This window comes from uncultured Barnesiella sp. (genome assembly GCF_946496565.1).
Classification (GTDB): Bacteria; Bacteroidota; Bacteroidia; order Bacteroidales; family Barnesiellaceae; genus Barnesiella; species Barnesiella merdigallinarum.
In genome coordinates this window covers 39,880-62,555 of record NZ_CAMMHD010000006.1, presented here as the reverse complement: position 1 = coordinate 62,555, position 22,676 = coordinate 39,880, and the positions used below count along the sequence as shown (strand labels likewise).

19 protein-coding genes are annotated in these 22,676 nt (G+C 56.5%); 8 read left to right on the top strand and 11 right to left on the bottom strand.

Translation table 11 applies throughout. From position 1 onward, the window contains the following. Window positions 1-25: 25 nt before the first annotated feature. The 4 genes from Q1K76_RS04605 (at window position 26) to Q1K76_RS04590 (ending at window position 5,047) form a co-directional block, all read left to right on the top strand. On the top strand, window positions 26-1,396 hold the full coding sequence (locus Q1K76_RS04605) for a dihydroorotase (protein WP_300131378.1): 1,371 nt from the start codon (window positions 26-28) through the stop codon (window positions 1,394-1,396). 132 nt (window positions 1,397-1,528) lie between these two features. After that, on the top strand, window positions 1,529-2,428 hold the full coding sequence (locus Q1K76_RS04600; protein WP_300131376.1) for a phosphodiester glycosidase family protein: 900 nt from the start codon (window positions 1,529-1,531) through the stop codon (window positions 2,426-2,428). A 36-nt stretch (window positions 2,429-2,464) separates the two neighbouring features. After that, window positions 2,465-3,865, top strand: coding sequence for an alkaline phosphatase (locus tag Q1K76_RS04595; RefSeq protein ID WP_300131374.1), 1,401 nt, complete (start codon window positions 2,465-2,467; stop codon window positions 3,863-3,865). 36 nt (window positions 3,866-3,901) lie between these two features. Continuing rightward, entirely contained in the window at window positions 3,902-5,047 is a 1,146-nt protein-coding gene (locus Q1K76_RS04590) for a glycerate kinase (protein ID WP_300131370.1), read from the top strand. A gap of 164 nt (window positions 5,048-5,211) precedes the next feature. On the opposite strand, the gene Q1K76_RS04585 is transcribed toward Q1K76_RS04590, so the two are convergent. Both Q1K76_RS04585 and Q1K76_RS04580 read right to left on the bottom strand, forming a co-directional pair. Next, complete coding sequence (locus Q1K76_RS04585; RefSeq protein ID WP_087409313.1) at window positions 5,212-5,409, bottom strand: hypothetical protein; 198 nt, start codon at window positions 5,407-5,409, stop codon at window positions 5,212-5,214. A gap of 143 nt (window positions 5,410-5,552) precedes the next feature. Continuing rightward, window positions 5,553-7,214 carry an AMP-binding protein gene (locus Q1K76_RS04580; protein WP_087409269.1) on the bottom strand — a complete coding sequence of 554 codons (1,662 nt, stop codon included), beginning with the start codon at window positions 7,212-7,214 and terminating at the stop codon, window positions 5,553-5,555. Window positions 7,215-7,362: 148 nt separating this feature from the next. Here Q1K76_RS04580 and mtaB point away from each other — a divergent pair, with 148 nt between their 5' ends. The 3 genes from mtaB to Q1K76_RS04565 are packed head-to-tail and all read left to right on the top strand — an operon-like array spanning window position 7,363 to window position 10,601. After that, a complete protein-coding gene (gene mtaB, locus Q1K76_RS04575; RefSeq protein ID WP_087409268.1) occupies window positions 7,363-8,682 on the top strand; it encodes a tRNA (N(6)-L-threonylcarbamoyladenosine(37)-C(2))-methylthiotransferase MtaB in 1,320 nt (439 codons plus the stop codon). Between the two features lie 10 nt (window positions 8,683-8,692). Continuing rightward, window positions 8,693-9,604, top strand: coding sequence for a lysophospholipid acyltransferase family protein (locus tag Q1K76_RS04570; protein ID WP_300131366.1), 912 nt, complete (start codon window positions 8,693-8,695; stop codon window positions 9,602-9,604). 1 nt (window position 9,605) lies between these two features. After that, on the top strand, window positions 9,606-10,601 hold the full coding sequence (locus Q1K76_RS04565) for a glycosyltransferase family 2 protein (protein WP_087409266.1): 996 nt from the start codon (window positions 9,606-9,608) through the stop codon (window positions 10,599-10,601). Between the two features lie 50 nt (window positions 10,602-10,651). Here the strand turns inward: Q1K76_RS04565 and Q1K76_RS04560 are convergent, their stop codons facing one another. From Q1K76_RS04560 to Q1K76_RS04520, 9 genes are all read right to left on the bottom strand, one after another. Further along, a complete protein-coding gene (locus Q1K76_RS04560; RefSeq protein WP_087409265.1) occupies window positions 10,652-11,869 on the bottom strand; it encodes a cysteine desulfurase in 1,218 nt (405 codons plus the stop codon). Window positions 11,870-11,898: 29 nt separating this feature from the next. Further along, on the bottom strand, window positions 11,899-13,248 hold the full coding sequence (sufD, locus tag Q1K76_RS04555) for a Fe-S cluster assembly protein SufD (RefSeq protein ID WP_300131361.1): 1,350 nt from the start codon (window positions 13,246-13,248) through the stop codon (window positions 11,899-11,901). A 9-nt stretch (window positions 13,249-13,257) separates the two neighbouring features. Further along, on the bottom strand, window positions 13,258-14,013 hold the full coding sequence (gene sufC / locus Q1K76_RS04550; RefSeq protein ID WP_087409263.1) for a Fe-S cluster assembly ATPase SufC: 756 nt from the start codon (window positions 14,011-14,013) through the stop codon (window positions 13,258-13,260). 71 nt (window positions 14,014-14,084) lie between these two features. After that, window positions 14,085-15,536 (bottom strand): Fe-S cluster assembly protein SufB, encoded by a 1,452-nt coding sequence (gene sufB / locus Q1K76_RS04545; protein ID WP_258326721.1) that lies wholly within the window; start codon window positions 15,534-15,536, stop codon window positions 14,085-14,087. A 2-nt stretch (window positions 15,537-15,538) separates the two neighbouring features. Then, complete coding sequence (locus Q1K76_RS04540; RefSeq protein WP_300131358.1) at window positions 15,539-16,114, bottom strand: CvpA family protein; 576 nt, start codon at window positions 16,112-16,114, stop codon at window positions 15,539-15,541. Between the two features lie 173 nt (window positions 16,115-16,287). Beyond that, window positions 16,288-19,212, bottom strand: coding sequence for a translation initiation factor IF-2 (gene infB, locus Q1K76_RS04535; RefSeq protein ID WP_258326722.1), 2,925 nt, complete (start codon window positions 19,210-19,212; stop codon window positions 16,288-16,290). 92 nt (window positions 19,213-19,304) lie between these two features. Then, complete coding sequence (gene nusA, locus Q1K76_RS04530; protein WP_087409259.1) at window positions 19,305-20,558, bottom strand: transcription termination factor NusA; 1,254 nt, start codon at window positions 20,556-20,558, stop codon at window positions 19,305-19,307. A 1-nt stretch (window position 20,559) separates the two neighbouring features. Beyond that, window positions 20,560-21,027 carry a ribosome assembly cofactor RimP gene (gene rimP, locus Q1K76_RS04525; protein WP_087409258.1) on the bottom strand — a complete coding sequence of 156 codons (468 nt, stop codon included), beginning with the start codon at window positions 21,025-21,027 and terminating at the stop codon, window positions 20,560-20,562. Window positions 21,028-21,202: 175 nt separating this feature from the next. Beyond that, a complete protein-coding gene (locus tag Q1K76_RS04520) occupies window positions 21,203-21,913 on the bottom strand; it encodes a M48 family metallopeptidase (protein ID WP_258326723.1) in 711 nt (236 codons plus the stop codon). A gap of 434 nt (window positions 21,914-22,347) precedes the next feature. On the opposite strand from Q1K76_RS04520, the gene Q1K76_RS04515 reads away from it, so the two are divergent. Then, window positions 22,348-22,674, top strand: coding sequence for a PadR family transcriptional regulator (locus Q1K76_RS04515; protein WP_087409256.1), 327 nt, complete (start codon window positions 22,348-22,350; stop codon window positions 22,672-22,674). The last annotated feature ends 2 nt before the right edge of the window (window positions 22,675-22,676 follow it).

Here is a 22,676-nt window from a genome sequence, read left to right as displayed (position 1 = left end):
GAACCGCCTTAAACATCTATCGGCCATGGGCAAAACAATTATCAAAAACGGAACAATAGTAAACGATGGCGAGCAATTCGTGGGCTCGATTGTCATCGACGGTGAATGTATCGAATCGATTATCCGGGGCGAACTGCCCGAAGCGGAGGCCTGTACCGCCCAACGCATAGTCGATGCCACGGGGAAATGGGTTTTGCCCGGAGCTATCGACGACCAGGTACACTTCAGGGAACCGGGTCTCACCCACAAGGCCGAAATCGCTACCGAGTCGGTGGCTGCCGTGGCCGGTGGCGTCACCTCGTTTATGGACATGCCCAACACCCTGCCCCAGACTACGACCCTCGAGGCCCTTGAATGGAAATACGAACGGGCCGCCCAGGTATCGCCGGCCAACTACTCGTTCTACATCGGAGCCACCAACGACAACTTCGAGGTGCTCCGGCAGACCGATTTCACGCAGGTTTGCGGAGTCAAGATCTTCATGGGTTCATCGACCGGCAACATGCTCGTCGACAACGAGCAGACCCTGCGCCGCATCTTTGCCGAGATACCGGCCCTCATCGCCGTACACTGCGAAGAGGAGAGCATCATCCAGGCCAATAAAAAATATTATACCGAGCGGTTCGGCAACGACCTGCCCATCTTCTTCCACCCGCTCATACGCAGTGCCGAAGCCTGCTATGCCTCGTCGTCGCGTGCCGCCGAACTGGCTTCGCAATACGGCACCCGGCTGCACCTGCTGCACCTCTCGACCGCCCGCGAAATGTCGCTGCTCGACACGGCACCACTGGCACAAAAGCGCATCACCGGCGAAGTGTGTGTGCACCACTTGTGGTTCGACGACAACGACTACGCCCAATATGGCAACCGCATCAAATGGAACCCGGCCGTCAAAACCTGCGGCGACCGCAAAGCCCTGCTCGAAGCCCTGCGCAGCGGCAAGCTCGACGTGGTAGCGACCGACCACGCTCCGCACCTGTGGAGCGAGAAGCAGGGGTCGTGCCTCAAAGCGGCCTCGGGAGGCCCCCTCGTACAGCATTCGCTGCAAGTGATGCTCGAGTTGGCACAACGGGGCGAATTCCCCCTCGAACTGGTGGTAGAGAAGATGTGCCATGCTCCGGCCCTGCTCTACCGCATCGACCGGAGAGGCTATCTGCGCCCCGGCTACTATGCCGACGTCGTGGTGGTCGACCCGCACAAACCCTATACCGTCACACGCGACAACATCTTGTCGAAGTGCGGATGGTCGCCCTTCGAGGGGCACACCTTCCCGGCTACCATCGAACGCACCTTTGTCAATGGCAACGAGGTATTTGCCGAGGGTAAACCCGTGGGTACGAGCCGGGGCAAACGGCTCACGTTCCACCACACCGAAGCCGACCGTGCGACCCGTTGAAACAGCGCCGAAACGCCCCTTAATTTTTCATAAATTCCGGCCGGTATACTTGCGTTAGCGGTCGGATGAAACTTTTTTGTTAAGAAGTTTTTATACTTTTATCCCCTGAAATCATACTATTACTTTACACCGATGAAACACATTAAGCTTATTTTCTCGACCGTGCTACTGCTGCTTTTCGCCTTGGGCGGAAAGGCTCAAACGCAACAAGACTCACTGACCATCGCCCACGCGCAATGGGAAACCGACACCCTGGCTCACGGAGCCGTGTGCCTGAGTGCCAACCTGCAACTGTTCGATTCGCCCCAACAGATTGCCATCATCAAATACGATGCCCGCAAATACAAAACCCGAATCGTACAGGCTCCGCACATCGCCATGACCAGCGACTTGGCTCGCAAGAGCGGTGCCGAAGTGGCCGTAAACGGGGGGTACTTCAATGTCAAGACGGGGCTCCCCTCGACTTTCGTCCAACTCGAGGGCAAGGTCTATGGCGAAACGACGCAGGCCGATGCCTTCCGCACCACCGGTGCCATCACGACCGACCACAACCGAATCGAGATTCACCCCTTCGACTCCATCTCGGCCAAGAAACTGAAAAAGAGATACAAAAACATACTCACCGCCGGGCCGTTGCTGTTGAAAGACGGCGTACGGCAAATGGCTCCGACCTTCGAGACCAACAACACCCAGGGTGCCAAGGGTGGCAACTCCTTCAGCTCCGACGTGCCGCAGGGCTTCTACAAACGTCACCCGCGGGCCTTTATCGGCATCACGAAAGACCATCAGGTGATGATGGTGGTTGTCGACGGCCGGTTCAAGGGGAAAGCCGCCGGCATGTCTATCGACGAACTCTCGTACCTGGCCCAGCAACTGGGCATGACCGACGCCCTTAACCTCGATGGAGGCGGCTCGGCCACGCTGTGGAACAACCACACGGGCATCATCAACCACCCCTACGACAACAAGAAGTTCGACCACGAAGGCGAGCGCGAGGTAGTCAATGCCATCGTTGCCCTGCCCAATCGCTAAAATATACAATCAACAACCTCATAATCTCTGTTACACATGAAAACATTCACCTGCAAATGGTTGGCAACCCTGGCCCTGCTCGTTCTTTGCTCGACCTCACTCTCGGCCAAAACACCCAAATACATCTTTTTCTGCATAGGCGACGGCATGAGCTTCTCGCACGTGCTGGCTACCCAACTCTACTACGAACACGGCAACTACAAGGCCGGCAACGAGTCGATTGCCTTTCTCGACTTTCCCGTGCACTCGGCCGTCAGAACCCACGCCAACAACAGCCTCATCACCTGCTCGGCTGCTGCCGCCACGGCTCTGGCCACGGGACACAAGACAAACATCGACCACGTAGGCATCTCGCCCGACAAAAAACCGCTCACCTCTATCGCCAAACAGTTGCGCGACAAAGGGTATGCCATAGGGCTCGTAACCAGCGGACAAATCGACGACGCTACTCCGGCAGCCTTCTATGCTTCGCAAATGCGTAAAGAGGCCTACCTCATCGGCAAGGAAGGGGCCGACAGCCAATTCGATTTCCTGGCCGGCAGCGCCCTGAAGCAACCGTATGCACCCTCGCAACCCTCGCTCTACGACTACTACCGCCAACAGGGCTACACCATATGCCGCGGTATCGACGGATACAACGCCAACCGGGCTACCGGCAAGATGCTCCTGCTCGACACCGATACCGCCTCGCGCTCGTGGCTGCCCTATGCCATCGACCGGGAACCCGAAGCGATGGGGCTGGAGTTTATGGTACAGGCCGGAATCGACAAGCTCTATCGCGAAAAAGGGAAAAAGGGATTTTTCATGATGATCGAAGGGGCCAGTATCGACCATGCCTCGCACCCCGACGACCTGGTGACCGCCATCTTCGAGACGGCCGAGTTTGACCGCAGTGTGCGAATCGCCTACGAATTTTACAAGAAGCACCCCGACGAGACCCTCATCATCGTCACTGCCGACCACGAAACCGGGGGCCTGACGATGGGCGAAACCAATATGCGACCCTTCTACTGGGAATATGTCAACTACCAGACTCTCTCCAAAGAGTCGCTCTCCGACCTGTTCCGGTCGTTGAAAAAGAACGGCCAGGTAGATAGCTGGGAGAAAGCCCGAAAGGTCTTGGCCGACCATACCGGTTTGTGGACAAAGATTCCGGTCAACGCCGGCGAAGAGGCCGCACTCATGCAGTGCTACTACCGCACCGTCATTCAAAAAAGCAAGGAGCAGGAGGTCACGCTGTATGCCCAAACCGAGCCGTTGGTGGCTCAAGCCATCGCCCTGCTCGATAAAAAAATCGGGGTAGCCTGGAGCAGCACCTCGCACACCGGCGGCTTCGTGCCCTTCTATGCCATCGGCTGCGAAGCCACCCGATTTGCTACCGTGGGCAACAACACCGACATCCCCCAAACGATACGTAAGATTATGAAAATCAAATAACCCGACCGACACATCTCTCATTTGCCATACCTCCCCATGAGAAAAATCGTCGTAGCTCCCGACTCGTTCAAAGACTCCTTGTCGGCCCCTCAGGTGGCAGCCGCCATCGAGGCCGGCATCCGTCTCACACTACCCCAGGCTCAGGTCATCAAGGTACCTGTTGCCGACGGCGGTGAGGGGACGATGGAGACTTTGGTCGAGGCCCTGGGCGGAGAGTATGTCAACTGCCTGGTGAACGACCCGCTCATGCGGCAAATTCCAGCGGCATACGGCATCGTGCACACTCACGGAGAGCCGACGGCCATTATCGATCTGGCCTCGGCCAGCGGCCTCACCCTTCTGTCGCAGGAGGAGCGCAACCCGCTCGTCACCACCACCTACGGCACGGGCCAGCTCATTGCCGACGCCTGCAACCGCGGGTGCCGCCACGTGGTGATGGGCATTGGCGGCAGTGCCACCAACGATGCCGGCAAAGGGATGCTCGAGGCTCTGGGCTGTCGGTTTCTCGACGCGGCGGGTGCAGAGCTGAAACCGGGCGGCAAATCGCTCAACGACCTGGCGACAATCGACACCAGCGGCATGAACCCTCGTGTGGCCGGTTGCCGCTTCACCATCATCTGCGATGTCGACAATCCCCTCTTCGGTCCCAGCGGGGCCGCCTACATATTTGCCCCACAAAAGGGGGCTACCCCTCACGATGTCGTTACCCTCGACAACGGATTAAGGCGTTTTGCCACCTGTGTAGAATCCATGTTGCATCGGGATATCTGCCAAACCCAAGGAGCCGGAGCGGCCGGAGGAGTAGGCGCCGCCTGCCTGGCCTTCCTCCAGGCCACCCTGAAACCGGGCATCGAAACCGTGTTGGAGACGCTGCAATTTTCGCGCCTCATCGACGGGGCCGACCTGGTGATTACGGGTGAAGGAAAGATAGACCGGCAGACCCTCATGGGGAAAGCCCCCTATGGTGTACTGCTCCCGGCTCGCGAAAAAGGTATCCCGGTCGTAGTCTTGGGAGGGGCGGTCGAAGACCGCGATACCCTGCTCCAGGCCGGGTTCCGGGGCATCTTCTGCATACAGTCATCGGCCATGCCGCTCAAGAGAGCCCTGCAGCCACATATTGCCGCCGAGAACCTCAAGCAGACAACCGCACAAATTATTCGCCTGCTTTACCCGCAAGGATAAACTCTCCGCCTCTCCTTCAGAGACTCCCCTTCAACGCAATCTATTGATAAAATAAAAAATTGTTTATCAATAGATTAAATACAAAACTCACCTTAAATTTAAAACAAAAAAAGAGCTAACCCTCACCGAGGGATAGCCCCAATTCTTTTAGTCTTTGCTGTAAATTATTCAGCAACAGCAGCAGCTTCAACTACAGTGTCAGCAGCAGCAGAGTCAACAGCAGCAGAGTCAACAGTTTCAACTGCAACTTCTTCTACAACGGCAGTGCTATCAACAGCTTCAGTAGATTCAGCAGCTTTATTGCCGCAAGAAGCGAAAGACATTGCAAATGCAACAGCGAAGAACAAAACTAACTTTTTCATTTCCTTCAAATTAAAGATAAAACAATATTTTTTTGCTTCAAAAACGCTACAAAGGTATACATTCTTTTTATATGTTGTACTCCTAATCTTATTTTTTTTTCAGAATATTTTGATTTTTCTGGGAAAAATCAACCCCAAAAAACTCAATTATCATATAAATAGCGTTTTATGCTTCGCTTCGGGGTCTTTTCAAACTCATTCGGATAGAGTTGGATACGGGTTATTTGCTCATAGGGAGCCAACATCTTGTTCAGGTTGCACCGCACCTCCTCCATGGTCATGGGCAAATCGTGATTCGAAACGCCGTAACTGTCCATCGCCTCGTAGTCGGGACAGACGAGAGCCACCAGTTTGCCATCACGTTCGACCACCAGGCTCTCCATCACGAAAGGCATGTTGTTCAACTTGGCCTCAATCTCCTCGGGATAGATGTTCTGGCCGTTCGAGGTGAGAATCATCGTCTTGCTGCGCCCCTTGATGTAGATGGTACCGTCGGGGGTCATGGTTCCCATGTCGCCGGTGTGCAGCCAACCCTCTTCGTCGAGCACGGCTTTGGTGGCCTCTTCGTTTTTGTAGTAACCCTTCATCACATGTTCGCCCCGCACACAGATTTCGCCCGGGATATTCTCGGGGTCGAGCGAGTCGATTTTGGTCTCGACATAGCCGAAGAGCGTGCGGCCGGCCGAACCGGGACGGAACTCACGGTGCGACGTGTAGCTCACCAGCGGAGCACACTCGGTCATGCCATAGCCCACGGTAAAGGGGAATTTGATTTTGTGCAGAAACTCCTCGACCTCACGATTGATGGGAGCACCACCCACAATCACCTCTTCGAAGCGGCCGCCGAAGGCATCGATCAGTTTCTTGCGCACCTGCCCGTAGATACGGGTGTCGAGAATGGGAATATTCAAGGCCCAACGCATGGGCGTCTTGTTGAGCAAGGGTTGTATCTGTTTCTTGTAAATCTTCTCGAGAATCAGCGGCACGCAAATAATGAGATTGGGCCGCACCTCCCCGAGCGCCTTCAACAGGATTTTGGGCGAAGGAATCTTACCCAGCAGCGTGATGTGCGTACCCACGGCCAGCGGCGTGAGCAGGTCGAAGGCACACCCGTAGGCATGGGCCAACGGCAGGAACGAGATGCACTTACTCCCCTTGTAGTGCAGGTGCGAACGCACGCCGAACATCACATTGCCCGCCAGGTTGTTGCCCGTGAGCATCACCCCTTTGCTGAAACCCGTGGTTCCCGAGGTGTAGTTGATCAGTATCACCTTGTCGTTGTCGAGGTCGGCATAGCGGATGTCCGACCGGCTGAAGCCGTTGGGATAGGTATTTTTGAACCGGCGCTTCATGTCGCGCAGGCACCGGGCTATCTCTTCGCCGTCGCGCTGTACGAGGCACGAGAAGTCTTGCAGCGAAATGGCGGCACGCACCTCGGGCAACTTCTCCATCTCGATATTCTCCCAGATGTTTTCGCCCACAAAGAGCATCACCGAGTCGGAGTGGTTGATAATGTGGTGTATATCGTGCGGATTGAACTCCTGCAGAATGGGTACCAGTATGGCGCCATAGGTAACCGTAGCCATGAAGGCGATGCACCAGTTGGGGGTGTTTTTCCCCACGAGAGCGATTTTGTCGCCCCGTCTGATTTGGCAATGGCGGAAAAGAATGTGCAGCTTGGCGATTTCGCGCGCCATATCCTGATAGGTATATGTGCGCTGTTCGTTATAGTCGGTCAACGCAGGTAAGTCCCAGTTTTCCCGAAAGCTCGACTCATATATCTTGATGAAATTTTCAGAAATCATATCCCGAATTTAATTAGTTCGGTAGCAAATATACGACTTTGTTTGTAAAATCATTCATTCTTATACAACTATTAAAATAGAGGGGCTACACATTTTTAAATGAAATGAGTAACTTTGTCGCCTATATTGGCATTTCGACCCACCGATTATGATAGACGTCAACACATTCCAGAATAAGACCGCAGCCTACTACACACTGGGCTGCAAACTCAACTTTGCCGAGACTTCCACCATCGGGAAGACCCTCGAGGCTCACGGCATTCGCAAGGCACGACCCGGCGAAAAGGCCGACATCTGCGTAATCAACACCTGCTCGGTGACCGAACTGGCCGACAAGAAATGCCGGCAGACCATCCGTCGCATCGCCCGGCAACACCCGCAGGCCTTTATTGTAGTGACCGGCTGCTATGCGCAGCTCAAACCCGACGAGATTGCCCACATCCCCGACGTGGACCTGATTCTGGGTGCCGAACAGAAGCTCGACATCCTGCAATACCTGGGCGACCTGCACAAGCGACAGGAGGTGGGCGAGGTGATTACCACCCCCACCCGCGACATCCGCAAGTTCTCGCCCTCGTGTTCGCGGGGCGACCGCACCCGCTACTTCCTCAAGGTACAGGACGGCTGCGACTACTTCTGCACCTACTGCACCATACCCTTTGCCCGGGGCCGGAGCCGCAGCGGCACCATCGAACAGCTCACCGCACAGGCCCGCGAAGTGGCTGCCGCCGGGGGTAAGGAGATTGTCATCACGGGGGTGAACATCGGCGACTTCGGCAAACAGACGGGAGAGACCTTCCTCGACCTCATCCGCTCGCTCGACCAGGTCGAGGGCATCGCGCACTACCGCATCTCCTCGATTGAGCCCAACCTGCTCACCGACGAGATTATCGCCTTCGTAGCCCAGTCGCAGCGGTTTGCCCCGCACTTCCACATACCCCTGCAATCGGGCAGCGACACGGTGCTGAAGCTGATGCACCGTCACTACGACACGGCTCTCTTCGCCCACAAGATAGAGACCATACGCCGTCTCATTCCCGACGCCTTCATCGGGGTCGACCTCATCACCGGCGTACGGGGCGAGACCGAAGAGCTGTTCGAGGAGAGCCGCCGGTTTGTCGAGGGGCTCGACATTTCGCAGCTGCACGTCTTCACCTACTCCGAGCGACCGGGTACCCAGGCCTTGAAGATAGAGCCAGTCGTGCCCATACCCGAGCGGCACGAGCGTTGCCGCCGCATGCTCGAGATTTCGGAGCGGAAACTGCACGATTTCTATACCCGGTTCCAGGGCACCACGCGCCCCGTACTGTTCGAGCAACCGCGCAAGGGTGCCCCCATGCACGGCTTCACCGACAACTACATACGGGTAGAGATGCCCTACCGCAAGGAGTGGGTCAACACCTGCCGGCCCGTGCGGCTTGGCGATTTCAACGAGGCCGGCGACGCCCTCATCGCCACCGAGATTTAAACCGAGCGACATGAAAAAAGAGACTTTGCAAAATATCATCTACTCGCCGCTGTACCTCTGGTTCAAGCTGCACGCCCTGCTGCCCATGCGGGTGCTCTACCTGCTGGCCGACCTGCTCTACTACCCGCTCTACTATGTGGTGCACTACCGCCGCCGGCTGGTGCTGGAGAACATGCGCAACGCCTTCCCCGACAAGAGCGAGCAGGAGCTGATACGGCTCGAGAAGAAATTCTACCGCCACTTCTGCGACTACATCGTAGAGACCATCAAGCTCCTGCACATCTCCGACGAGGAAATGCGCCGCCGCATGGTCTTCGAACAGACCGACATCATCGACCGCCTCTTCGACCAGAACCGCTCCATCATCATCCTGCTGGGCCACTTCGGCAACTGGGAGTGGGTACCCTCGGTCACGCTGTGGATACACCACCCCGAGGCCATCTCGGGCCAGATATACCGGCCGCTGAAAAACGAGTGGTTCGACCGCTTCTTCCTGAAGCTGCGCTCGCGTTTCGGCACCATCTGCATCGCCAAGAAAGAGTCGCTGCGGGCCATCTTGCAGATGAAGCGCTCGGGACGCCCCTCGATTACGGGGTTCATGTCGGACCAGACGCCGTCGCCGGCCAACATCCACCATTGGGCCCGGTTCCTTTCGCAAGACTCGCCCATGCTCACCGGCTACGAAAAGATTGCCCGCAAAACCGACTTTGCCGTGCTCTATTTCGATGTCGAAGTGGTAAAACGCGGGTACTACAAAGCGACCATCCGCGAGGTGGCCCTGCACCCCAACGAGCTGCCCGAGTTCGAAATCACCGACCGCTATACCGCCCTGATGGAGAAGACCATCCTGCGCAACCCCTGGGCCTGGCTGTGGACCCACAAACGCTGGAAATACAAACACGAAGATTTCCCCAATACCTGATATGAAAAAGAAAGTCGCCGTCGTCATACTCAACTGGAACGGGGCCGCCCTGCTGCAACGCTTCCTCCCCTCGGTGTGTGCCCACACGCCGGCTCATCTGGCCGACATCGTGGTGGCCGACAACGGCTCGACCGACAACTCGGTCGAACTCCTCACCCGCGAATTTCCCCAGGTGCTCCTGCTGCCCTTCCCCCGCAACTACGGTTTTGCCGAGGGGTACAACCAGGCTCTCGACGAACTGGACTATGAATATGCAGTGCTGCTCAACTCCGACGTGGAGGTGACGGCCCACTGGCTCGAGCCGCTGCTCGAGTTTGTCGAGAGTCACCCCGACGTGGCTGCCTGCCAGCCCAAAATACGGTCGCTGCGAGAACCCGAGAAATTCGAATATGCCGGAGCCGCCGGCGGATTCATCGACCGCTACGGCTACCCCTTCTGCCGCGGGCGCCTCTTCGGGACCCTCGAGACCGACTGCGGGCAGTACGACGACCCGCTCGACATCTTCTGGGCCAGCGGTGCGGCCCTCTTCGTGCGCACCGCCGTCTACCGCGAGGTGGGTGGTCTCGACCCCGGTTTCTTTGCCCACATGGAGGAGATAGACCTCTGCTGGCGCATCCACCTGGCGGGCTACCGCATAGCCGTCGTGCCGCAAAGCCGGGTACACCACCAGGGCGGGGCCTCGCTCGATGCGGCCAATCCGCAGAAGACCTACCTCAACTTCCGCAACAACCTGCTCATGCTCCACAAGAACCTGCCCCGACAGGAGGGGAAAAAGGTGCTGTTCATCCGCCGGCTCTACGACACGCTGGCTTTCGCCCGGTTCGTTGCCCTGGGACAGATACCTCATGCCCGCGCCATTCTGAAAGCACACAACGACTTCCGCAAGATGCGCAAGCAATACACCCGTCACCCCCAGGAGAACCTGTTGAACACCTTCCCCGAAGCCCGGCGAAACATCACGATGGAGTACTTCCTGAAGGGCAAAAAAAAATTCTGAGGCAACCGTCGGCCGCCTCAGAATGCTGCTATTGCAAGTGAATATTTTCGTTATCGAAACATCTGTACTACCCGTTTCAAGGCGGCGATGAAGGCGTCGGCCTCGGCCTGGGTATTGTACACGGCAAACGACACCCGCACCGTGCCCTCGATACCGAGCGAGGTCATCAGCGGCTGGGCACAGTGGTGACCCGTGCGGACGGCAACACCCAGCTTGTCGAGCAACATGCCCATGTCGTAGTGGTGGATACCGTCGACCAGAAACGAGATGACCGAACTCTTGTGCGGCGAGGTGCCGAAGATACGCATTCCCTCGATCTGCTCCATCTGCGCGGTGGTGTAGCGCAACAACTCGTTTTCGTGAGCGGCGATAGCCTCCAGCCCGATGCTGTCGACATAGTCGAGCGCCGAGGCAAAAGCGGCCGTACCCACATAGTCGGGCGTACCGGCCTCGAACTTGAAGGGCAGTTCGCCGAAGGTCGTCCCCGAGAAGTCGACATGCGCAATCATCTCGCCACCTCCCTGATAGGGCGGTATAGCATCGAGCCACTTCTCCTTGCCATAGAGGATACCTATCCCCGTGGGACCATATACCTTATGAGCCGAGAAGGCGTAGAAATCGGCATCGAGCTCCTGCACGTTCACCCGCAGGTGAGGGATGGCCTGAGCCCCGTCGACCAACACCGGCACCCCTTGTGCATGGGCGTAGGCAATCATCTCGCGCACCGGGTTGATGGTGCCCAGCACGTTGGAGACGTGAGCCACACACACCAACCGCGTGTGCTCGTTGAAGAGCTGCTTGTAGACCTCGAGTTCGAGTTCGCCCCGCTCGTTGATGGGGACCACCTGCAACTTGATTTTGCGGCGGCGCTGCAAGAGCTGCCACGGCACAATATCGGCATGGTGCTCCATGACGGTGAGAATCACCTCGTCGCCGTCGTGCAGGAACTCGTCGCCAAACGACGAGGCCACCAGATTGATGGCTTCGGTCGTGCCCCGCGTAAAGACAATTTCGGCGGGCGAAGCGGCCCCGATAAACTGCTGCACCCGGCGACGGGCCGCCTCGTGGGCATCGGTAGCCTCCTGGCTGAGGGTATGCACCCCACGATGCACGTTGGCATTCACCCGATAGTAGGTATCGGCAATATGGTCGACCACGCAGCGGGGGGTCTGCGAGGTGGCGGCGTTGTCCAGATAGATGAGCGGACGGCCCGACACCTCACGTTTCAGAATGGGAAAATCGGCTCTTATCTTCTCAATATCCAACATAGTGGAACTCCTTTCTTCTTTTCTTCATGTTAACGGCAGGCCTGGCAACCCGAACATTTGGCCAGCTCGCCGCGGAACCGCTTCTCGACCAACTGGCGCAAGCGATCCTTGAGGGCGTCGAGACGCACCTGCTCGATGACATCGTTGGTAAAGGCAAACATCAGCAGCATGCGGGCCTCGGCCTCGGTGATACCGCGCGACCGCATGTAGAACAGGGCGTTCTGGTCGAGCTGCCCGATGGTGGCTCCGTGGCTGCACTTCACGTCGTCGGCATAAATCTCGAGTTGCGGCTTGGTGTACATCTTGGCCAGCGGCGAGGCACACAGGTTCTTGTTACCCTGATAGGCCTCGGTCTTCTGGGCTCCGTGGCGCACCAGAATACGGCCGCAGAACGACCCGCGGGCCGAGTCGTTAAGCACATATTTGAACAGCTCGTTGCTGTGGCAATGCGAAACGGCGTGGTCGATATAAGTATAAGTGTCGACCGACTGCTCCTTGTCGACGATGCCCATGCCGCAGAGCGACAGTTCGGCGTGCTCGCCGTCGAAGGTCGAGTAGTAGTTGCTGCGGGTCACCCCGTTGTGCAACACGATGCCGTTGACCAGCACGTTCGACCGGGCCCCCTGGCGCACAAACACCGAGGCCACCTTGGCCGTATTCTCCGACGACTCTTCCATGTCGTAGTAGTCGAACACGGCATCGTCGTCGACAAATATCTCGCACACCTGCGAGGCGAGGAAACGCACCGACGACTCGTCGGAGTGGTCGCACACCAGCAGTTTGGCCTGGGCACCCTTGCCTACGACAATGAGCAACCGGCGGTTGACCATGAAGTCGACGTTACCCCGCAGTATATTCACCAGCTGGATGGGCTTCTCGACCACCACCCCGTCGGGGATATAGAGGAAGAATCCGTCCTGGGCAAAGGCGGTGTTGAGCGCCACCGTGCCGTCGCGTTTCATGTCGGCGGCCTTCCCGTAGTAGCGGGCTACCAGTTGCGGGTATTGCCGGGCCATCTCGCACAAGCTGCCGGCCACGACACCCTCGGGCAACTTGGCCGCAGCGGGCTGTGCCTGGGTGTAGAAGGTATCGTTCACGACAAAGTAGAGCAATGTGCTCAGGTTGGGCACATCGCAACGGAACACCTCGTAGGGATTGATTTCGATATTGACCCGGCCCAGGTTCAACCCGTAGTCGGGGGCATAGAGGGCCTCGATGTCGGTGCGGCGATACTCCTCGTCCTTGAGCGTGGGCAACCCCTTGCTCTCGAGCAGAGCCATCGCCTCGTCGCGCAAGGCATTCATCACCGGCGACGAATGGCCCGCAATCAAGTCCTTCTGCGAATGGTATAAATCTATATATTGCTGTACTGCACTCATAACGGTCTCTTAAATTTCGCCCAACTCTTTTTTAATCCAGTCATATCCGCGCTCCTCGAGCTCCAGAGCCAGTTCGGGCCCGCCCGACTTCACGATGCGGCCCTTGTAGAGCACGTGCACGAAATCGGGAGCGATGTAGTCGAGCAACCGTTGGTAGTGGGTGATGACGATGGTGGCATTCTTCTCGCTCTTGAGTTTGTTCACACCCCCGGCCACGATGCGCAGGGCATCGATGTCGAGACCGCTGTCGGTCTCGTCGAGAATCGAGAGGCGGGGCTCCAGCATGGCCATCTGGAAAATCTCGTTGCGTTTCTTCTCACCGCCCGAGAAACCCTCGTTGACCGAGCGGCTGGCCAGCTTGTTGTCGAGCTCGACAATCGCCCGTTTCTCGCGCATGAGTTTCAGGAAGTCGGTAGCCGAGAGGGGCTCGAGTCCGCGATACTTGCGCTGCTCGTTCACCGCCGTACGCATGAAGTTGACCATGCTCACACCCGGGATTTCGACCGGGTACTGGAAACTGAGGAAGAGCCCTTCGTGCGAACGGTCTTCGGGCGAGAGGGCCAACAGGTCCTTGCCGTAGAACTCGACCGAACCGCGAGTCACCTCATAGGCGGGATTTCCGGTCAGTACGGCCGAGAGCGTGCTCTTGCCCGAACCGTTGGGACCCATAATGGCATGCACCTCGCCCGGTTTCACCACGAGGTCGATGCCTTTCAATATCTCTTTGCCATTGATACTGGCATGCAAGTCTGTAATCTTCAACATAGATATCTGGTTTTATTTTTTTCTGTTTTACTATTCGGCCGCAGCCTGTCGCCGATGTGGGGTACGGCTGTTTATCCTACCGAACCCTCGAGCGAAATCTGCAGCAGTTTCTGAGCCTCTACGGCAAACTCCATGGGCAACTTGTTCATCACCTCCTTGGCATACCCGTTGACGATAAGGCCCACGGCATCTTCAGTAGGGATACCCCGCTGGTTGCAATAGAATATCTGGTCTTCGTTGATTTTCGAGGTGGTTGCCTCGTGCTCGACGATGGCCGTATCGTTCTGAATATCCATATAGGGGAAGGTGTGTGCCCCGCAATCGGAGCTGAGCAGCAGGCTGTCGCACTGGGTGAAGTTGCGGGCGTTCTCGGCACCGGGCAGCACCTTTACCAGACCGCGGTAGCTGTTCTGGCTGCGACCGGCCGAGATACCTTTCGAGACGATGGTACTGCGGGTATTCTTGCCGATGTGTATCATCTTGGTACCCGTGTCGGCCTGCTGGTAGTTGTTGGTCACGGCCACCGAGTAGAACTCGCCCACCGAGTGGTCGCCGGCCAGTACGCAGCTGGGGTACTTCCAGGTAATGGCCGAGCCGGTCTCGACCTGGGTCCACGACAGTTTCGAGTGGTCGCCCTTGCACATGCCGCGCTTGGTCACGAAATTGTAGATACCGCCTTTGCCCTCCTTGTCGCCTGGATACCAGTTCTGTACGGTCGAGTATTTCACCTCGGCCCGGTCGTGCACCACAATCTCGACGATGGCGGCGTGCAGTTGGTTCTCGTCGCGCATGGGGGCGGTACACCCTTCGAGGTAGCTCACATAGCTGTCGTCGTCGGCCACGATGAGCGTGCGCTCGAACTGGCCGGTGTTGGCCGCGTTGATGCGGAAGTAGGTCGAAAGCTCCATGGGACAGCGCACCCCCTTGGGGATGTAGACAAACGAACCGTCGCTAAAGACGGCCGAGTTGAGGGCGGCAAAGAAATTGTCGCGATACGACACGACCGACCCCAGGTAGCGTTTCACCAGGTCGGGGTAGTCTTTCACCGCCTCGCTGAACGAGCAGAAGATGACACCCAGCTCGGCCAGCTTCTCACGGAAGGTGGTGCGCACCGACACACTGTCCATCACGGCATCGACGGCCACACCCGAGAGCTTCATCTGCTCTTCGAGCGAGATGCCCAGCTTGTCGAAGGTCTTGCGCAACTCGGGGTCCACCTCTTCGAGGCTCTTGGGAGCCGCCTTGGTCTTGGGCGCAGCGTAGTAGCTGATGGCCTGATAGTCGATTTCGGGAATCGTCAGGTGAGCCCAGTGGGGCATCTCGAGGGTTTTCCAGTAGGCATACGCCTTGAGACGGAAGTCGAGCAGCCACTCGGGTTCGCCCTTCTTCTGCGAGATGTGGCGAATGATCTCCTCGCTCAAACCTTTGGGGATAATATCGGTTTCGATGTCGGTCACGAAACCGTATTTATACTCATTTGCGGTAACGTCGCTTAATATTTCATTCGGATTATCCTGTTTCATTTTCAATCGGCTTTACAATTTTCACAACAGAGATAGGAGTCGTCGCATATCGTACAAGGTGTTAACAACCGGAGAGCGGGTTTGTTTTCGGCCGAGAGCTGCTCCTGAGCTATGGCAAAAAGAGCCGGAGCAATGCGCAAGGCATATCCGTAGAGATGCGAGGTGGATACCTCGCGGGCCGGGAGCATTCGCACTTTGGGATCGATGATATGGACGAGATTCAACAGTATACTAAAGATAACCAGGTATTTGAGGGCACCAAACAGAGCTCCGGCCAAGCGGTCGAGCCACCCCAGCGCCACCTGCTGGGAGATGTGGTGGATGAGCCGCATCAACTGCAGGCAGATGAGATAGACCAGCAGGAAGAGCAGCGAGTAGGCGGCTATGCGGCTTACACCGGCAGGCAAGTCGAACATCTGTTGCAGCAACGAGGCGAACGAACCGCCGAACAACCGCGAGACCAGCACACCCGCTACGAAGCCCCCCAACGAACCCAATTGGCGGAACACCCCCTTGATGAGTCCGTACAAGGCACCTATAAGGACAATCAGCACTATGATAAAATCGATATAGTTCATCGCTTCGGCTCGCGTTTGGTTAATGGTGCAAAATTACTTTTTTTATTTTGAATAGCAGAGTTTTCGGTCTTATTATCCGTTAAAGAGGGATAACACACATGAAGCGGGAAAACAAAGGCCGCCCCGTCTCCCGGAGCAGCCTTGTCTATCTCATTTGCCCTGGGCCTGACGGCTTACAGGGTTTTCTTCACTTCTACCTCTTCGTAGGCTTCGACGAGGTCACCCACTTTCACATCGTTGTAGTTGGCAATGTTCAAACCACACTCAAAGCCGGTAGTCACCTCTTTGACATCGTCCTTGAAGCGTTTCAACGAGCCCAGGTCGCCGCTGTAAATAACGATACCGTCGCGAATCAACCGTATCTTGCTCGAGCGTTTGATCTTGCCCTCCTTCACGATACAGCCGGCTACCGTGCCCACCTTGGTGATGTGGTAGGTCTCGAGAACCTCGGCCGTACCCAGAATCTCTTCTTTGATTTCAGGCGACAACATACCCTCCATGGCGGCCTTCACCTCTTCGATGGCATCGTAGATGATGGAGTAGAGACGGATGTCTACGCCCTCTTTCTCGGCCAACCGGCGGGCGGCTACCGAGGGACGCACCTGGAAGCCGATGATGATGGCGTTGGAGGCGGCGGCCAGCGTAATATCCGACTCGGAGATTTGACCCACGGCCTTGTGCAGCACGTTGATCTGAATCTCGGGGGTGGAGAGTTTGATGAGCGAGTCGCTCAGAGCCTCGACCGAACCGTCTACGTCGCCCTTCACAACCAGGTTCAACTCCTGGAAGTTACCTACGGCAATACGACGGCCTATGTCGTCGAGCGTAAGCAGCTTGTGGGTACGCAGGCCCAGCTCGCGTTGCAGTTGCTCACGCTTGTTGGCAATCTCGCGAGCCTCTTGCTCGGTATCCATCACGTGGAAGGTATCACCGGCCTGCGGGGCACCGTTCAAGCCCAGTATCTGTACCGGGGCCGACGGACCGGCCGACTCGATGCGGGCATTACGCTCGTTGAACATCGCCTTCACACGGCCGTGGTTGGTACCGGCCAGCACCACATCGCCCTTGTGCAGGGTTCCGTTCTGTACCAGCACGGTGGCTACATAACCCCGGCCCTTGTCGAGGGTCGACTCGATAATCGTACCCGTGGCCTTGCGGTTGGGGTTGGCCTTCAGGTCGAGCAGCTCGGCCTCAAGCAGCACCTTCTCCATGAGTTCGTGCACTCCGGTACCCTTCTTGGCCGAAATCTCCTGCGACTGATATTTGCCGCCCCAGTCTTCGACCAGATAGTTCATATTGGCCAGCTCCTCCTTGATTTTGTCGGGGTTGGCATTGGGTTTATCGATTTTATTGATGGCAAAGACAATGGGCACACCGGCAGCCGAAGCGTGGTTGATGGCCTCGACCGTCTGCGGCATCACGTTGTCGTCGGCTGCCACGATGATGATGGCAATATCGGTCATCTGGGCACCGCGGGCACGCATGGCGGTGAAGGCTTCGTGACCCGGCGTATCGAGGAAGGTGATGCGACGGCCGTCGTCGAGCTTCACATTGTAGGCACCAATGTGCTGCGTGATACCACCGGCCTCGCCGGCAATCACGTTGGAGTTGCGGATGTAGTCGAGCAACGAGGTTTTACCGTGGTCTACGTGACCCATCACGGTAACTACCGGCGGACGCGACTGCAGGTCTTCCTCCTTGTCCTCCTCTTCGTGAATGGCTTCGACTACCTCGGCACTCACATACTCGGTCTTGAAACCAAACTCCTCGGCCACGATATTGATGGTCTCGGCATCGAGGCGCTGGTTGATCGACACCATCATGCCAATGCTCATGCAAGTAGCAATTACTTCGTTCACCGGCACATTCATCATCGAAGCCAGGTCGTTAGCCGTCACAAATTCGGTCAATTTCAATACCTTGCTTTCGGCCTCTTCCATTTCGGCGAGTTCGCGCTCGCGATTCGAGAAGGCCTCGCGTTTCTCCTTACGCCATTTGGCCGACTTCTTCTGACCCTTGGTAGTCAGGCGGGCCAGCGTCTCCTTGATTTGTTTCTGAACGTCCTCTTCGCTCACTTCGGCTTTGATGGGACGTTGTTTCTGCTTATTCGGTTTGTTGCCGCCACCGTTGTTCTTACCGTTTCCGCCCCGGGCCGGCTGGTTGCCACCCATCGACGAAATGCTCTTCGAGATGTCGACTTTCTCCTTGTTGATGCGTTGACGTTTACGACGTTCGCCGCCTTGCGAGTTGGCATCGTCGCCACCGCCGGCAGCAGCCTTGTGAGCTTCCTGACGCTGTTTCTCCTTGTTCTCACGCTCTTTGCGTTTCTCCTCCTTGCTCTTTTTCTTCGGGCGAGTCTGCTGGTTCAACGCATCGAGGTCGATACGGCCTACCACATTGATGCTCGAGGTGAAGGCAGGACGACCCAGCGTAAAGACTTCGTCGTCGCGCTTTTCGACCGTTTCGGGAGATTCCTGGGCAGGAGCAGCGGGAGATTCCTGGGGTTTTGCCGGCGCGGCCGGAGCTTCGGCAGCCGGTGCGGGCTCGGGCTTTTGGGGCTCGGCGGGAGCAGCAGGCTGCACCGGTTGAGCCGGTTGCACAGGCTGAGCGGGCTTCTCGACCTGAGGCTTGGGAACCTCGAGGGCAGGAGTTGCCTCGCTCTTCTTCTCTTCGACCGGTTTCTCGGCAGGCTTGGGCTCCTCTTTCTTCTCGACAGGCGTCTCCCGAGGCTTGCTGTGGTCGGCCGACTTGGGTCGATTGAGGGCATCGAGATCAACATGGCCCACCACTTTGGGACGCTGCGGCTCGGGGATAACCGTTTTCACCTCTTTCGGCTCCTCTTTGACCGGAGCCGTTTCGGGTTCGGCCGAAGCCGCGGCTTTCGCTCTCTCCTTATGCCGCTCAAGGCTGATACTTTCCGACTCGAGTTTCAGACTTTTATCCTTACTGAACTCCTTAACGAGCAGGGCATACTGTTCGTCGGTTATCTTGGCGTTGGGGTTGGCCTCTACCGTGAAACCTTTCTTTTGAAGGAATTCGACAGCCGTCTGAATTCCCACATTCAAATCTCTTGCTACTTTATTTAACCTTATCGACATACTCAGTTTTAGTTTATAAATAATGGAAGAATGAAAAGGGGCCTTTCGCCCCAGGGGCGCGAGGCCGCACACCATGGCGGCCCCGAAGCGGATTATTCTTCAAACTCCGCTTTCAGGATAGAGAGCACCTCGTCTACGGTGTTCTCTTCGAGGTCTGCTTTTTCGATCAAGGTCTCACGCGGCAAGGCCAGCACACTCTTGGCCGTGGCGCAACCGATACCCTTCAGGGCCTCGATTACCCAGTCGTCGATCTCGTCTCTGAACTCGTCGAGGTAGATATCCTCCTCTTCATCCTCGTCGATGTCGCGATATACATCGATGTTGTAGCCGGTAAGCATGCAGGCCAGCTTGATATTCAAACCGCCCTTACCGATGGCCAGCGAAACCTCCTCGGGCTTGAGGAATACCTCGGCCTTCTTCTCCTCCTCGTTCAAGCGGATGGACGAGATTTTGGCAGGGCTCAGGGCACGCTGGATAAACAGCGAGGGGTTGGAGGTGTAGTTGATCACGTCGATATTCTCGTTGCGCAACTCGCGCACGATACCGTGGATACGCGACCCCTTCACACCCACGCAGGCTCCTACGGGGTCGATGCGGTCGTCGTACGACTCGACGGCTATCTTGGCACGCTCGCCCGGGATGCGGGCAATGGCGCGGATGATGATGAGCCCGTCGTGAATCTCGGGCACCTCGAGTTCGAACAACCGGCGCAAGAAGTCGTTCGACGTACGCGAAACGATAATCTTGGGATTGTTGTTCTTGTTATCGACGTCGAGCACCACAGCCCGCACGGTCTCGCCCTTCCGGTAGAAGTCCGACGGAATCTGCTCGGTCTTCGGCAGCAGCAACTCATTGTTGTCGTCGTCGATGAGCAACATCTCTTTTTTCCAGATCTGGTAAACTTCGGCGCTTACCAACTCGCCGATTTTATCCTTGTATTTGTTGTAAATGGCATCTTTCTGCAAATCGAGAATCTTCGAAGCCAGCGTCTGACGCAGGTTCAGAATGGCACGACGGCCGAACTTCTCGAAGTGAACCTCGTCGGTCATCTCCTCGCCCACCTCGAAGTCGGGGTCGGTCTTGCGGGCCTCCGAGAGCGATACCTGCAGGTTGCTGTCGGTCACGGCACCATCCTCCACGATTTCGCGGTTGCGCCATATCTCAAAATCGCCCTTGGTGGGGTTCACGATTATATCGAAATTTTCGTCGGTCCCGAACATCTTTGCCAACACATTCCGGAAAGATTCTTCCAGCACACTGATCATCGTGGTTATCTCGATGTTCTTCAACTCTTTGAACTCAGCAAAGGTATCGACCATGCTTACGGGTTCCTCTTTTTTTGCCATATTATTTAAATCTGATTAGATATTTTGTATATTTTACTTCGTCGTATCCCAGAACGATGTCTTCCTCCACCTCGACTTTGCGTTTGCTGGTTTCGCTCTTCACCTTCCGGGTTACCGTCACGACAAACCGGTCGGCATCGGCGCTCTTCAATACGCCGGTCAGCTTGCGGCCGTCTTTGGTCAGCACCTCGACCTCGTTGCCTATATTCTTCTTGTACTGCCCCAAGACCTTGAAGGGCGAAGTGATTCCGGCCGAGCCTACCTCCAGTTCATAATCCTCGACATCGCGATCGAGTTTCGATTCCAAAAAACGGTGCAGGGCCACACAGCGGTCTATATCTACCCCCTCTTCGTTATCAATCTCTACGGTCAATACGTTGTCGGGACTCACCTGTACATCGACCAGAAAACAGTCGGTACCGGCCAACCCCTCCTCGACCCATGTCGCTAACTCTTTTTTGTCTATCATAACGGTTATTGTAGTGAAAAAAACGAGGGGACATCATTGCCCCCTCTTCCATTCCTATCGCCACAAAGATAGTACAATATTATATAATACACAACTCTACCGGCCTGACAGCCCTCGAAATAGAATATTTCGCGCCTATAATTTAAATATTTTTTGCATTATATAATCTTATTTATTAGAACAAAAAGGTGAATGCCTGCAACTGTTTGCGCAGCGCAAGCTCTTCGCCGCCACAATATCGGTTGCACAGCGCGTGAAACTGTGGCCCGTGATTCATCTGTTGTAAATGAGCCAGTTCGTGACAGATGACATAGTCGATCAACGGCTCGGGCAGGAACATGAGACAATACGACAACTGTATCGACTTGCTGCGGGTGCAGTGCCCCAATTTACGCCGGCCCCGCCCGATGGTCACCTCTCTCGGCGAGGCGCCTACCCGACGGGCCACCTCGGCCAACCGACGAGGCAACACCTCCTGAGCCCGCCGGTACATGAGGCGGCAAACCCCGCGCGAGAGCTGCTGCCGCACCCGGGGCTCGTTCAGGTCGGTACCCGGCGGGCAGAGCACCTGCAAGGTAGTACCCTCGTATCGGAAGAGAATACAGTCGGGCAACCGACCGGACAACAGCTCGATATGACCGCCGTAGCAGGGAATGCGGTCGCCCACCGTGAGCTGCCGCCGTTGCTGCACCACCTCGCCCCGGACCATCAGCCGCCGCAGCCGCTCCCGATTCTCGTCGACAATCGTCTGCACCCGCCCCAGCGAGTATCCGGTCGGACAGGTAATCTGCATCACCCCCTCCTTCACGCGAAATATCAGACGTCGGGCCCTGCTGTCGGGCCGAACCTGTACCGTACCGAACTCTTCGTCGTCAAATGTCTCCATCGGAACAAATCTCCTTTTCCCGACAAAGATAGTGCAACGGCTATACCCAAACAATACATAGGGCGTTGCAAAAATACGAATGCCGCCTCCACCCCAAACCATCCCCCAACCATGCCATAAGGCCCCGCACAGGTTCACCCCCTCCTGCTACTTCTACCGACATACAATCCCAAACCGCACATAAACCGCCACAGAAATCCACCCCGGTCATACCCCTTACTCCCGGACCATTCGACCTCCAGCGACACATGAGCCACTGCCACCACCGGCCTTCCCCGCCCACCCTACCTCACTCCGCTCCCAATCCATCCATACCAAGCCGGCAAACACCCCTACACGTACTATCCATCGTGTTAAAATATATTATTTTATAAGTACTATGTAATACAAGTTACCATACTATACCTATATTTGTGTCGTAAAAGGTACTAAGCATGAATACAGACAATGTAAAATCGCAGATGCGAAAAGGGATACTGGAATATTGCACGCTGCTCATCCTGCAAAAGCGGAGGGCCTACGTGTCGGATATTATCCAATCGCTCAAAGCCTCGAAGCTCATCGTGGTCGAAGGTACCCTCTACCCGCTGCTTACCCGGCTCAAGAACTCGGGGCTGCTCACCTACGTGTGGGAGGAGTCGACCCAGGGCCCTCCCCGCAAATACTACGAGCTTACCCCCGAAGGGGAACACTTCCTCCAGGAGCTCGACACCGCCTGGAACGAACTGAACCAGGTTGTCGCCCACATCAAAGAACAATAAAA

Coding starts and splice junctions, on each gene's coding strand:
- Q1K76_RS04570 (WP_300131366.1), top strand. CDS start 8,693: ATGAAAAAAGAGACTTTGCAAAATATCATCTACTCGCCGCTGTACCTC.
- Q1K76_RS04590 (WP_300131370.1), top strand. CDS start 3,902: ATGAGAAAAATCGTCGTAGCTCCCGACTCGTTCAAAGACTCCTTGTCG.
- Q1K76_RS04600 (WP_300131376.1), top strand. CDS start 1,529: ATGAAACACATTAAGCTTATTTTCTCGACCGTGCTACTGCTGCTTTTC.
- infB (WP_258326722.1), bottom strand. CDS start 19,212: ATGTCGATAAGGTTAAATAAAGTAGCAAGAGATTTGAATGTGGGAATT.
- Q1K76_RS04595 (WP_300131374.1), top strand. CDS start 2,465: ATGAAAACATTCACCTGCAAATGGTTGGCAACCCTGGCCCTGCTCGTT.
- Q1K76_RS04605 (WP_300131378.1), top strand. CDS start 26: ATGGGCAAAACAATTATCAAAAACGGAACAATAGTAAACGATGGCGAG.
- sufC (WP_087409263.1), bottom strand. CDS start 14,013: ATGTTGAAGATTACAGACTTGCATGCCAGTATCAATGGCAAAGAGATA.
- sufB (WP_258326721.1), bottom strand. CDS start 15,536: ATGAAACAGGATAATCCGAATGAAATATTAAGCGACGTTACCGCAAAT.
- Q1K76_RS04540 (WP_300131358.1), bottom strand. CDS start 16,114: ATGAACTATATCGATTTTATCATAGTGCTGATTGTCCTTATAGGTGCC.
- mtaB (WP_087409268.1), top strand. CDS start 7,363: ATGATAGACGTCAACACATTCCAGAATAAGACCGCAGCCTACTACACA.
- Q1K76_RS04560 (WP_087409265.1), bottom strand. CDS start 11,869: ATGTTGGATATTGAGAAGATAAGAGCCGATTTTCCCATTCTGAAACGT.
- Q1K76_RS04515 (WP_087409256.1), top strand. CDS start 22,348: ATGAATACAGACAATGTAAAATCGCAGATGCGAAAAGGGATACTGGAA.
- Q1K76_RS04520 (WP_258326723.1), bottom strand. CDS start 21,913: ATGGAGACATTTGACGACGAAGAGTTCGGTACGGTACAGGTTCGGCCC.
- sufD (WP_300131361.1), bottom strand. CDS start 13,248: ATGAGTGCAGTACAGCAATATATAGATTTATACCATTCGCAGAAGGAC.
- Q1K76_RS04585 (WP_087409313.1), bottom strand. CDS start 5,409: ATGAAAAAGTTAGTTTTGTTCTTCGCTGTTGCATTTGCAATGTCTTTC.
- Q1K76_RS04580 (WP_087409269.1), bottom strand. CDS start 7,214: ATGATTTCTGAAAATTTCATCAAGATATATGAGTCGAGCTTTCGGGAA.
- Q1K76_RS04565 (WP_087409266.1), top strand. CDS start 9,606: ATGAAAAAGAAAGTCGCCGTCGTCATACTCAACTGGAACGGGGCCGCC.
- nusA (WP_087409259.1), bottom strand. CDS start 20,558: ATGGCAAAAAAAGAGGAACCCGTAAGCATGGTCGATACCTTTGCTGAG.
- rimP (WP_087409258.1), bottom strand. CDS start 21,027: ATGATAGACAAAAAAGAGTTAGCGACATGGGTCGAGGAGGGGTTGGCC.